Source organism: Pseudomonas alcaligenes, from assembly GCF_014490745.1.
Taxonomy (GTDB): Bacteria; Pseudomonadota; Gammaproteobacteria; order Pseudomonadales; family Pseudomonadaceae; genus Aquipseudomonas; species Aquipseudomonas alcaligenes_C.
This window is the reverse complement of sequence record NZ_LZEU01000001.1, coordinates 1737424-1749513: the sequence shown is the minus strand read 5'-3', so window position 1 is coordinate 1749513 and position 12090 is coordinate 1737424. Positions and strand designations below refer to the sequence as shown.

Genomic DNA, 12090 nt, shown 5'->3' with positions numbered 1-12090 from the left:
TTCCTCGTTACTCTCCGGTGAATAAGAATGTCGCCAAGGCAAGCCTGGCCGGTGATGCAAGTCGGCCGGAACCGACGGTCAGCCCATACGGCGAACGCAAAACCGCCCGTATCTTGACCGGAACGCCCTTTTCGGTCAACACGAAAAACCACCCATCCATCCGGCGCCAAGCCTTGCCCTACATGGCTTTGACAAAATTCAAACAAACGTTTGTATTGGACGTGCAAGGGGCTATATATATAATGCCCAGCGCGCAGGCCAGAGAAAGCCTAGCCCTATAGCCAGATCAACAACACCGAAGAAGCCTTGAGCAGGAGATTCTCTGTGGAACGCGAATTTATGGAATTCGACGTCGTCATCGTCGGCGCCGGCCCCTCCGGCCTGTCCGCCGCTTGCCGACTGAAGCAGAAGGCCGCCGACGCCGGCAAAGAGATCAGCGTCTGCGTGGTCGAGAAGGGTTCCGAAGTCGGCGCTCACATCCTCTCCGGTGCGGTCTTCGAACCGCGCGCGCTGAACGAACTGTTCCCCAACTGGAAGGAACTGGGCGCGCCGCTGAACACCGAAGTCAAGCGTGACGACATCTACATGTTGAAGAACGCTGACAGCGCCATCAAGGTGCCGGGGCTGTTCGTACCCAAGACCATGCACAACGAAGGCAACTACATCATCTCCCTGGGCAACCTGTGCCGCTGGCTGGCCCAGCAGGCCGAAGCCCTGGGCGTCGAGATCTACCCGGGCTTCGCCGCCCAGGAAGTCCTGTTCGACGAGAATGGCGTGGTACGCGGCATCATCACCGGCGACCTCGGCGTCGACCGCGAAGGTCACCCGAAAGAGGGTTACTACACCCCCGGCATGGAACTGCGTGGCAAGTACACCCTGTTCGCCGAAGGCTGCCGCGGCCACCTGGGCAAGCAACTGATCAAGCAGTTCAACCTCGACTCCGAAGCCGACGCCCAGCACTACGGCATCGGCATCAAGGAAATCTGGGACATCGACCCGGCCAAGCACGAGCAAGGCCTGGTAGTACACACCGCCGGCTGGCCGCTGGACGTGGTCGGTACCGAGAACACCGGTGGCTCGTTCCTCTATCACCTGGAAAACAACCAGGTGGTGGTCGGCCTGATCGTCGACCTGTCCTACGGCAACGCCTTCCTGTCGCCGTTCGACGAGTTCCAGCGCTACAAGCACCACCCGGTGATCAAGCAGTACCTGGAAGGCGGCAAGCGCGTCGCCTACGGTGCTCGCGCCATCTGCAAAGGCGGCCTGAACTCGCTGCCGAAGATGGTCTTCCCGGGCGGCGCGCTGATCGGCTGCGACCTCGGCACCCTGAACTTCGCCAAGATCAAGGGCAGCCACACTGCCATGAAGTCCGGCATGCTGGCCGCCGAAGCGGTAGCCGACGCTCTGCTGGCCGACGGCCAGGGCGGCGACCTGCTCAATGGCTACGTCGATGGCTTCAAAGCCAGCTGGCTGTACGACGAGCTGTTCCGCAGCCGCAACTTCGGCCCGGCACTGCACAAGTTCGGCCCGCTGATCGGTGGCGGTATCAACTGGCTGGATCAGAACGTATTCGGCGGCAAGATCCCCTTCACCCTGCACGATACCAAGCCGGACTATGCCTGCCTGAAGCCCGCTGCAGAATCGAAGCGCATCGACTATCCGAAACCGGACGGCAAGATCAGCTTCGACAAGCTCTCCTCGGTGTTCCTCTCCAACACCAACCACGAGGAAGAGCAGCCCTGCCACCTGAAGCTGACCGACGCCAGCATTCCGCTGAGCAAGAACCTGCCGCTGTACGACGAACCGGCGCAGCGCTACTGCCCGGCCGGCGTGTACGAGGTGGTGACTCAGGAAGACGGCGAGAAGAAGTTCCAGATCAACGCGCAGAACTGCGTGCACTGCAAGACCTGTGACATCAAGGATCCGGCCCAGAACATCACTTGGGTGGCTCCGGAAGGCACCGGCGGCCCGAACTACCCCAACATGTAATTCGAGCCGCACCGAAAAAGCCGCCGCAAGGCGGCTTTTTTTGTGGATCGGTGTATTGCCCTAGTTCAGCGCCAGCGGCCTCCACCCAGGCAGCGGGTCAGCGATTGTCCGGCTCGACATAGCGCACGAAGGCGCCGACCGCCATGCCCCTGAGCAACTTCAATCGATAGTTGCGCACAACACTTTTCGAGTCCCACCCCTCTTCGGGCCACTCATCCATCAGCGCCTCAAGCCCCGCAAGATCGAGCAGCTCCCCTACCCGGCGATGCGCCTTGAGCTGCGCCAGCGACTCGCGCAGCCGCTCGCGATCTGCAGAAAGCCCCTCGAACCAGTCGCTCGCCTGGTAGCCTTTGGTCCGTGCCTCCATGATCTCGGCAGGCAGAACGCCTGCCATCATGCGCTGCAACAACCAGCGTGGCTTGCCGTTACGCAGAAACTGGCGGTCCGGCACGGACAGACAGAACTCGACCAGACGCAAATCCCCGGTCGGGTCGCGCATGTCGACTCCACGCAGACAGGCAGCCATGGCTTGCTGGGCGGTATCCTGCCGCTTCAGCACCGCGATACGCATGGCGCGACTGTCATGCCACGGCTGGTAGTCCATGTCCCAGGCCACCTCACGCGAGCGCCCGTGCAGATAAGCCAAGTGACGAGGATCAACCGCCGAGTACTCGGCGAGGTGCCCAGTTAGGTCCGCCCGATTGGCTATCAGCCGCCAAGCGAATGCCGGTAACGCCGCAGCGATCGAATGCGCGATCAGACTACGCTTGCGCCGCACCTGACAGGCCTTGATCTCCTTCCACCAGCTAGGCAGCCGGCCAGAGCGGAACAGCGTCCCCAGGTACGGTAGACCGTCATAGGAAATGGACATGTTGCCGCGCTCGCCAGTGAGCATGACTCGGCAGCCACGCGCCTGCGCCTCCAGCTCGATGGCACGCAGCCACACGCGGTTGCAGGGGTTTTGCGGCGCACGGTCCATCTCCTCGATGCACACCTGGAGATCTTCGAGCGGAGAACGTCCCTGCGAACGAATCACCACGTGATCGATGTTGTCAAAACGGCCTGCCATCTTGGCCGCCACCTGGCTTTCATCAGCATGCCTGCCGCGCGGCGCCGGCCCCGCGAAGCCCTCGCGAGGAGCAGCGGTGAAAGCAGTGAGACGCTGTCCACGAAGCTTCAGTTGGCGGGCAGCCAGCGCGGTCACTGCCGAGCTATCGAACCCCGAGCTGAGATGCGTCGCAACGGGACCCGCGCTGCGCAGACATGCTGCGACGGCTCGCTCGAAATGCCCGGAAAAAGCCTCCAGATAGTCCTCGTCACGACCAAGCTGCAGCTCCCGTTCGGGTTCGAAACGGTGAAAGAAGCGCGAACTCAAGCGCCCTTCCTCGAACAACACCACCTGCCCGGCCTCAACACGCTGGACATCCTTGAAGAAACTACCGGAGCCGCTCATGGGCAGCATGGCAAGGCGATCGAGCAGACTGTCCTGGCAAATCACCCTGGCAATACCGGGCACACAGAACAACGCCTTGGGCAGAGAGGCAAAGGCAACAAAACCCGACTTCTGATGCCAGAACAGCGGGCGCCCGCCCATCGGGTCGCGCGCCAGCCACAACCGGCCACACCGCGGCTGCCAGCAGGCCAGCGCATAGCTACCCAACAGATACTCGAGCGCGCGGGTATCCCAGCGTCGACAGGCCAGCAGCACCAGCTCGGCGTCGGCCATGTCCGCCACCTCCGACACAGGTAGCTCGAGACGGGCAGCAAGCTCCTCGCGGTTATCCAGGCGCCCGGAAAAGACCAGCATGCAGTGATCGTCACCCAGGGGCTGGCGATCGAACGCATCCTCCGGCGTGCTTCGCAGCAGCGTGCGCAGCAGCCCCGCGCCGCCGCCCTGCCAGATGCTTTGGGCGTCTCGACCATAGGGCGCCAGCACATTACACATGCGCTCGAGGACCGAGCGCTCTACAGGCTGCCGATCCAAGCGAATGATCCCGGCTATCGCACTCATACACTTCCACCTCGCGGACCACCGAGCAACTCGTCGAGGGCGCCAAATAGCGACCGAAAAATCTCTTCGGGCGCCCCAAGCACCCTGCTGTTGCGATAGAAACGACTCACACCCTGACCGGCGCCGAAGGCCGCAAGATGGATGGATCCGCGCTCGATCTCGGCAATCGTGTTGTGCAGGTGCAGGTCGAGATACTCAGAACCATTGGCCCGCCGCGTGGCATCGTCATGGGGTTGCCCATCGCTCAAGACCAGGAGGATGCGCCGCGCCTGCGGCTGGCGCAGAAGCCGCGATGCGGCCCAATGGAGCGCTTCGCCGTCGATGTTCTCACCCCCGACGATGCCCTGGCGCCCGAGCAAATCTCGGCACAGACGCCAGGGTTGATTAGCCGCTTTGAAAATCAGGTAACGCATGGCATTCAGTCGCCCAGGAGACAACGGCGCCCCGACTTCCTGCCAAGCCCGCAACAGCGGATTTTCCTGATCAGTGCCGGTACCGTAACCGAGCACCTCGCAACGAATGCCAGCCGCCTCCAGCGCCTGCACCGCCAAGTCCACCGCCAGAGACGCCAGCTGCCAGGGCCGCCCACGCATCGAACCCGAGACATCCAGCAGCAGCGTCACACAAGCCTGCGCAGCCGGAAGGTTCGACTCCTGGCGAAACACGGCGCGATTGTTCGAGCTGACTAGCGAAGCCAGCCGCCTGGAATCGAGAGCGCCGACCTCCAGATCGAAGCGCCAACCCGCAGGCTGCCGCGCCAGCAGACGCCGCCGAAAGAGCTGAGCCAGCCGCCTCGCCTCCGCATCAATGGAAGGCGCCAGCATGGAAGGCTCTGCCGGCAGCTGAACGAGCTCCCTGCGCGTGAGAACACGATCCCAGCGATGGGAATACACTTTGTAGCCTTCATCCCCACCCTCCTCCTGAATCCGCTGGGGAGCCTCGCGGAGGCTCTGGGCCGCAGCAGCAGTTGCGACCACTGGAGCAAGGCCGGGCACATGGGGGCCAACAGTATCCGCGTAGATCTGCACATATAGCCTGACCAGCGGCTCCACTTTATCGGCAAAGCTCTGCGCATCCTCCAGACTCGCGCGCGCAACCGGCAACAACGCGGGCAGGAGAGCCTGCAGGTGCTCCAACCGCTGCCCTGGACGCTGCGCAATACGCGCCCACCATCCAGCCGCGGGCGGTGCAGGCAACTTCCACTGCTCATCGCGCCACTCGGCATCGCTGAATACCCAGCGCGCGCAGCGGTATAAATGGTCGCGCGCCGTAACTCCAGGCGGCAGCTCCGGATCCACAACCAGATTGACGCGCATGCCCGGCAGGTGCCGACTGGCGAGGGTTTCGACGCGAGCCCACTCCAGCGACTCGTACCAAAGCCGCTCAACAACGTTGAATCGCTGCAGCGCCTGCGGGCGATGCCAGCGCCGCCATGCCGCCTGCCTGTCACTGAGCGCACGCTCCGACGCCACGAATCCCGGGCTCTCACCCTGGCCATTCGCATATACCGCGGGCCAGACGGCAAACGCCGAGAGATGATCAGCGCTGAGCATCTACCGGCAGCTCCTGGGCGAAACAGCGCTGATAGAGCTCCGCGAGCAAAGCGCGCTCATGTCCATCGCAGCGATTGAAGAATGCCAGGCAGAACGCGGCAGCCATGTCGCCGAGCAAGGCGTGATTCTCGCCCCAGGCGATCAGCGTGCGCAGGGAAAGCAGTGTCGACAGCTCACCCTGGGTATGCGCCTGTCGACAGAAACCCGCCAGATCGAGCATGGCCTGCACCTCATCCACAGCCAGGTGAGCCAGCCGCGCACGCAGGATATCGCCTTCGCGCTCTCTGGACAGGTACCCCAGCTCGACCACCACATTCCAGCGATCCAGCTGCGCCTGATTGAGCATCTGCACACCGCTGTACAGAGCGGAGGTATCACCCGAACCAGCGGTGTTGGCCGTGGCGAAAAGCCGGAAGGCCGGATGTGGGGTGATCACTCGATTCTGCTCCAGCAGCGTCAGTCGTCCGTCGCTCTCCAGCAGTTGCTGCAGCACGAACATGACCTCGGGACGACCGGCATCATACTCATCGAGCACCAGTACCATCGGGCGCTCCAGAGCCCAGGCGAGCAGCCCCGGCACGAACTCGGTGACCTGCCGTCCTTCCCGCAGCACCAGCATGTCGCGCCCGAGCAGATCGGCGCGGCTGATATGTCCATCCAGATTGACACGCAGGCACGGCCAGTTCAGACGAGCAGCCACCTGCTCGACATGCGCCGACTTGCCGCTGCCATGCGGGCCATGCACATAGACGCGGCGATTGTGGGCAAAGCCCATGAGCAGCGCACGACAGACTTCGGGAACGAACTGGAAAGCAGGGTCGATGTCAGGCACATGCGGCCCGGGGCGGGAAAATGCAGGAACCGGCCACGGCATCTCGCAGCCAAACGAGGCGAGGCTATCGCAGTGGGTATCGGGGTAAGAGATATCAGCAAGCAGTGTCATTACCTATCTCACGATCATGATTCAGGTAGCCAAAGCGCTCCATGACGGCGCCATGTGCGGAAACAATACGATTGATCTGGGTTCTACTCAGGCACTGCCGCCCCTGGCCGCTCCGGCCTCGGCGAAAGAACCGCGCCCCAGGGGCGTTGCGCTCGCGAAAACCGGAATGTTCCTCCTGCCGCACCAATTCGGCAAACGAGCTGAAACTGATGGCCTTGGCGATCCGCTCCGGCTCGTCGGGCAGTTGTAGATAACGGGCGGCACGCGTGAACGTCTCCATAGGGGTCGCGATTAGATCCTCGTAGCGCACCACATGGCACCCCACCTGCAGCCCGTCCACCCAACTGGTGGCATGACCGGACCAGCACGACAGGTACTGCCTGGCCTGCGCCAGATAGCGCGAGCCTCCAGAGCTGGTCGTGCGTTGCGTGTCGATCATCATCGAAACCGCCGAATCCAGGTCACAGCCATGATGGTTGGCGAGCGACAGCGCTACATCGAGCGGATCGCGTATCAGATAAAGTGCACCGCGCATGTAGTGCCGCTGCGCTACCAGTAACTCGGGCCGATACGCATCATGAATCTTGAAGTAACCGGCAGCCTCCTGTGTCGACGCAAACCACTCATACGCCGGAGCACGCAGCGCTTCGACTTCGTCTTCGCGCAGATCAGCAGTCGAGAAGCCAAGTGTTTCATCCAGCCAAAACTTGTTGGCGGCATTTTTGATCGAGAGCCTGTTGATATCCGCAGGGCACGCAGCATCTCGCTGCAGATTCTCGATAAAGATGCGAAACCAGGTGTTACCCGATTTGGGGTATGAAGCAAGCCAGAAAATGCCTCGACTCACACGCAGGCCTCTTGCATATCTGCCAGCAAGCTATCGACCAGGCCATTCAGATCGAAATGGTCACGCTTGCGCACCAGCTCGCTCATCTGCGCCTGATTCGCCAGGCGACTGCAGGAAAGCAGTTGCTCCTTCTGCAGTCCAAGCCCCGCCACGAAGCGCGGACGATAGCCGTAGCCTTGCAGAAGCTCGAAGCGCCGCATGCCTCGCACCGCGCTCAGGCTGGGAGTTTCGCCAGCCGTCAGCACATAGATCCAGCCAACCGGCAGGGGAAGATCCGTCATCGACTGATGTACGGGCAGCGTGAACTTGTTCACCCCCGGGCGGATAGCATCCAGCCGCGTGACGTCGAGCCCCAGCTGAGCTGCGCTGTCGGGCCATAACTTGACACGCGGCACGCCGGGAAGTGCACAGCCCTTGCCGTCGATGGGAATCACGTCGTCGGCCAGCAGCGCGTAACCACGCTGGGTGAATGCCGCTGCCAGGGTGGACTTGCCCGCCCCCGAGTGGCCGACACACAGCATGCAGCGATCGCCAATGCGAATGGCGTTGCCGTGCATAACCAACAACCCGCGCTGCATCAGCAGCGCCCCAAGCGCCGAGCCGAGCAGAAACGCGCGAATGGAGGCCTCATCGGAGCCAACCGCCGGCTCTACTGTGATTTCACATCCGCCACACACAAGAAAACTGGCAATCCCGGGCACATCCAGTTTGAGCAATCCCGGACGCGCCCAGGCGAAGGCGCTCAGTTGCTCAAGTGGCCCCTCCGCCACCGGGGCGGCCGCTCGCCCGAAGCGGATCAAGACATCGCACATCGCAGGGCTCATCGATGGATCGGTCCCCAGCAGTTCGGGCAGAGCCAACTCGCTGTGAATGGTCAAGGCGTATGCCTGGTAAAAATGAAGCGACATGAAGACTCGATCGAATTCCCTAATTAAGGTGCCAATATGGCACGACATCACAGCCCCAATGAACTGGTTTGGGCGTCCGCGGCAGCGAGGCGAACCATTATCAGGTAGAGAGCCAGATCGCAAAGCCGGGTACGGACTGATAATCTCCGACCTCCACTATCGAAGCCACAAGCCGCATATGCCCGACATCAACCTGAACACTCGCCTAGTAAGAACGTCTGATCTGGTCGCCAGTGAAATGGACGGCGACCTGGTCATGATGCATATCGACAGTGGCAGCTATTTCGGCATCAGCGGTATCGGCATCCGCATCTGGGACAGCCTGCAACAGCCCGCTAGCCTTGGCGAACTGGCCAGAGTGATCGAACAGGAGTACGAGGTCGATGCACAGACCTGCCAAGCCGACCTGCTCGACTTCGCGCGCCAGATGCTGAAGCATGGCATCGCCAGGCTCTGCGACTGACATGCCGCCGGGCATTCTGGGCCGCTTTGTCCGGCGCCCTGCTGCAGAACAATGGCGCCTGTTGTTCGCGTGGATAATGCTCGGTTTCAGCCGCGCACTGATTGTCACAATCCCTTTCCGCCATATCGCACCGGTACTGGGCAGGCGCAGCAGCGAACTTGCCGGCGCTCAGCACGTCACGCCACAGCAACAGGCGCAAGCGCTGGTCATTGGTGAGATCATTCAACGCGCAGCGCGACACACCCCCTGGGACGCCAACTGTTTCGCCCAGGCCATCACCGCCCGAGTCCTGCTTGGCGCCAAACGCATCCCCCACACCCTGCATTTCGGCGTGGCGCGCGATGAAAGCGGGCGCCTTGAGGCCCATGCCTGGGTATGTGCCGGACAAACTTATGTGACTGGAGGCAAGGTCTGCGCGCGCTTCACTGTCGTCGGGAGTTTCATGGCAGGACCATTGTCGGACAATCCAAAATCACGCTAGATATTCCCTGCCTAATCGGCAACAGGGTAATCTTTAGCCCAGCCACACCCCGGGCGAGCCTACGCTAACCAGCGTCCTTGTAATGCCAGGAGCGCGTGCCGGACATTGAGTATATCGGCACTACCGAGCAGGATATATGTGGTACTGCTGCTGAACCGGCATCTTCGCATTTATCGAAATGCATTAGCATGTTGCCCGCCTGACATACTTGAATGATGCCAAGACCGGCCTCTGGCTTTTGCCGCGTGAACGCTTAGACCCCCCAGCAGACGCCAGTGTTTTCTGTAACGAGCGGAGGATAGGATGAACCAGAAGAACCGTGAAGCTGACCAGCAAAACGTCAAACACCTTGCGACGGAGGTGACTGTAGAGCAGCATCAACGTGCGCCGTACCACCCCCCGCGACTGGAGCGTTTGGATACCTCGGCAACACATTTCAGTGTTTTCCCAGGCCCAGATTTCACGGGGAGTTCTTGACCTGAATATCCGACCGGCCGATATGGTTAGCCATGTCATGTTCTCGGCAGCCAAGTAATCCGCCATGTCTAATAGACGTGGCGGGGATGATGGGCTCCGCCCATCTCATGAGGCCACAATGCTCACAGGCAAGACCATTGCATAAATTGCGTACAACCACCCTAACGACGCTACTGGCAATCGGACTCTTCGCCCAACTGAGCGGCCTGCTCTTCAACAACGACGACAGTCGCTACGCCACCCAGACTCACCTGCTGCTGTTTCTGCCGGCGCTACTGCTTCTGCTCAGCGAAAAGATCGACTGGGCGCTGTGGCGACAGCCTTGCGCCTGCCTCCTGGCGGCACTGCTCGGCTGGGTTTTACTGCGTGGCACACTGGGCAGCGACAGCGACAAGCCGGCTCACTACTGGCTGAAAATCGGTCTGTTCATCCTGCTGTATGTCTTCAGCATCCATCGGCTCCTGCTCGCCGGCTTTGTCAAAAGGCCGTTGCTGGCAGCTGTCATCGTCAGCGCCCTGGCGGCCTGGCTGACGCTCTTCTATCAGTTCGGTGTGCTCGACAAGCCGTTCTCATACAGTGCATTAAGAACCTATGGGCGCCTGTCGGAGCTCGGCTGGGGTGGTTTCGCCGACCTCTCGCACCCCATCATTGCCGGTCTGTACTTCGGTCTGTTCGCGCTGCTGATGCTGGGGCTGATCGTCGAGTTCGAGCCGCGCTGGCCCGCACTGATCCTCGCCCACGCTGGCCTTGCCGGATTGTTGCTCTATGTCCTGCTGACGTTCTCGCGCGGCGCCTGGTTCGCCACGCTGGCCGGCGGCCTGGCGCTGCTCCTGCTGTCGCCTAAGCCGCGCGCACGACAATTGCTGGGGCTGGGCATCCTGATACTGCTGGCGATACTGCTCATCTTTCACAACGAGCTGCAGAGCGAGCTTCGCCAGGGCACCAGCCAACGCGGCCCGATCTGGCAAAACTGGTTCGCTCGCCTGCCCGAGTTCTGGCTGTATGGCAACGGGGCCGGCAAGCCGTTGGTGTACACCTACCCTTGGGGCGACACGGTCCATCACGCCCACAGCCTGTACCTGCAGCTTTGGTACGAATACGGTGTGATCGGCGCAGCCCTGTTCGTGGCACTGCTGGGCACACTGGTGCTCAAGGGCTGGCAACTGCGCCGGCAGAAGGAGGCACGCATCGGCCTGGCCGCGCTGGTTTTCGCCCTGGTGGCGATGGTCTCGGACATCTATGCCCTGTTCCATCGCCCCAGCCCTTACTGGGTGATTGTGTGGCTGCCGATTGCCTTTCTCATTGCTCTGCGGCGCAGCCCAGATCAAGCTCCCTCATAGCGCGACCGCAGAACATCCAGAATACGCTGATAGGCGCGGCCATCGCCAAAGGGATTGCTCCAGGCCACCTGGGCGCCGAGCAAGGCGTGGGCAGCCGCGATCATCCGGCCGCGTTCGTTTCCCGGCACCAGACAGGCCCCCCCGGTATCCAGGCTCTCCGGGCGTTCGGTATTGGCCCGCAGGATCAGGCAGCGGCGCTGCAGCACACAGGCCTCCTCCTGCATGCCGCCGCTGTCGGTCAGCACGAGCGCAGCGCCCTGCATGAGCGCCAGCATGTCCAAATAACCGACGGGATCTAAGGCACGGAGATGTCCCATCTCGTCCACAAGCTCGCGGTTCTGGCGGCTGAGCCGGGGATGCAGGGGAAAAATCACCTGACGTCCCAGCGTCTCCGCTACACCCTGCACCGCATACATCAATCGAGCGAAGTGCGCTGGATCGTCGGTATTGGAGGGACGATGGCAGGTCAGTAACAGATAGCCCCCCTGCTGCAACCCGAGTGCTCGATAGATGGAGGAACGCTCGATAGCTGAAGGGGCATACTGCAGCGCAGCATCGTTACCGGTATTGCCCGTGACATGAACTCCAGGCCCGTGAATACCTTCACGGGCCAGCAGCTCGACCTGCAGCGAAGAGGGGCAGAACCACAGGCTGGACAGATGATCCAGCAAAACCCGGTTGTTCTCTTCAGGCATGCCCTTGTCGAAACTGCGCAGACCGGCTTCGACGTGCGCGACCTCGATGCCCGCCTTGCTGGCCGCCAGGCCACCTGCAAGCGCGCTGTTGGTATCACCCTGCACGATGACGCAATCAGGCTTCACATCACGCAGCACCGGCTCGATACCCAGCAACATGCGCCCGATCTGCTGGCCGGCAGAACCAGAACCGACCCCTAGATTGTACTGGGCGCAGGGCAAGCCGAATTCTCTAAAGAACTGACCATCCATCGCGGCGTCGTAGTGCTGATTGGTGTGGATCAGCGTGTAGGGAATCCCCTGGCGAGCACATGCGCCCAGCAGCGAATAGAGCTTGATGATTTCCGGACGAGTGCCCAGTACGAACGCTAAATGCATGCGTT

The 12090-nt window shown here is 61.7% G+C and carries 10 protein-coding genes; 4 read left to right on the top strand and 6 right to left on the bottom strand.

Annotated features, from left to right (window positions below; genetic code table 11):
- Positions 1–306 precede the first annotated feature (306 nt).
- Positions 307–1989, top strand: coding sequence for an electron transfer flavoprotein-ubiquinone oxidoreductase (locus tag A9179_RS07795; RefSeq protein ID WP_187805254.1), 1683 nt, complete (start codon positions 307–309; stop codon positions 1987–1989).
- A 97-nt stretch (positions 1990–2086) separates the two neighbouring features.
- Here the strand turns inward: A9179_RS07795 and A9179_RS07790 are convergent, their stop codons facing one another.
- The 5 genes from A9179_RS07790 to A9179_RS07770 are packed head-to-tail and all read right to left on the bottom strand — an operon-like array spanning position 2087 to position 8251.
- Entirely contained in the window at positions 2087–4000 is a 1914-nt protein-coding gene (locus tag A9179_RS07790) for an asparagine synthetase B family protein (RefSeq protein WP_187805253.1), read from the bottom strand.
- On the bottom strand, positions 3997–5553 hold the full coding sequence (locus A9179_RS07785; protein ID WP_187805252.1) for a cobaltochelatase CobT-related protein: 1557 nt from the start codon (positions 5551–5553) through the stop codon (positions 3997–3999). The genes A9179_RS07790 and A9179_RS07785 overlap by 4 nt, the downstream gene beginning before the upstream one ends.
- A complete protein-coding gene (locus A9179_RS07780) occupies positions 5540–6496 on the bottom strand; it encodes an AAA family ATPase (RefSeq protein WP_187805251.1) in 957 nt (318 codons plus the stop codon). Before A9179_RS07780 ends, A9179_RS07785 begins: the two co-directional genes overlap by 14 nt.
- Positions 6480–7343, bottom strand: coding sequence for a sulfotransferase domain-containing protein (locus tag A9179_RS07775; RefSeq protein WP_223123180.1), 864 nt, complete (start codon positions 7341–7343; stop codon positions 6480–6482). The genes A9179_RS07780 and A9179_RS07775 overlap by 17 nt, the downstream gene beginning before the upstream one ends.
- Positions 7340–8251 carry a phosphoenolpyruvate carboxykinase (ATP) gene (locus tag A9179_RS07770; protein ID WP_187805250.1) on the bottom strand — a complete coding sequence of 304 codons (912 nt, stop codon included), beginning with the start codon at positions 8249–8251 and terminating at the stop codon, positions 7340–7342. Before A9179_RS07770 ends, A9179_RS07775 begins: the two co-directional genes overlap by 4 nt.
- A 178-nt stretch (positions 8252–8429) precedes the next feature.
- Between A9179_RS07770 and A9179_RS07765 the strand changes: the two genes are divergently transcribed.
- The 3 genes from A9179_RS07765 (at position 8430) to A9179_RS07755 (ending at position 11012) form a co-directional block, all read left to right on the top strand.
- Complete coding sequence (locus A9179_RS07765) at positions 8430–8714, top strand: PqqD family peptide modification chaperone (protein ID WP_187805249.1); 285 nt, start codon at positions 8430–8432, stop codon at positions 8712–8714.
- A 1-nt stretch (position 8715) separates the two neighbouring features.
- On the top strand, positions 8716–9195 hold the full coding sequence (locus A9179_RS07760; RefSeq protein WP_187805248.1) for a lasso peptide biosynthesis B2 protein: 480 nt from the start codon (positions 8716–8718) through the stop codon (positions 9193–9195).
- A gap of 614 nt (positions 9196–9809) precedes the next feature.
- Positions 9810–11012 (top strand): O-antigen ligase family protein, encoded by a 1203-nt coding sequence (locus A9179_RS07755; RefSeq protein ID WP_262410554.1) that lies wholly within the window; start codon positions 9810–9812, stop codon positions 11010–11012.
- Here A9179_RS07755 and wecB read toward each other — a convergent pair.
- Positions 10997–12085, bottom strand: coding sequence for a non-hydrolyzing UDP-N-acetylglucosamine 2-epimerase (wecB, locus tag A9179_RS07750; protein ID WP_187805247.1), 1089 nt, complete (start codon positions 12083–12085; stop codon positions 10997–10999). The two genes, A9179_RS07755 and wecB, sit on opposite strands and share 16 nt — an antisense overlap.
- Between the last annotated feature and the right edge of the window lie 5 nt (positions 12086–12090).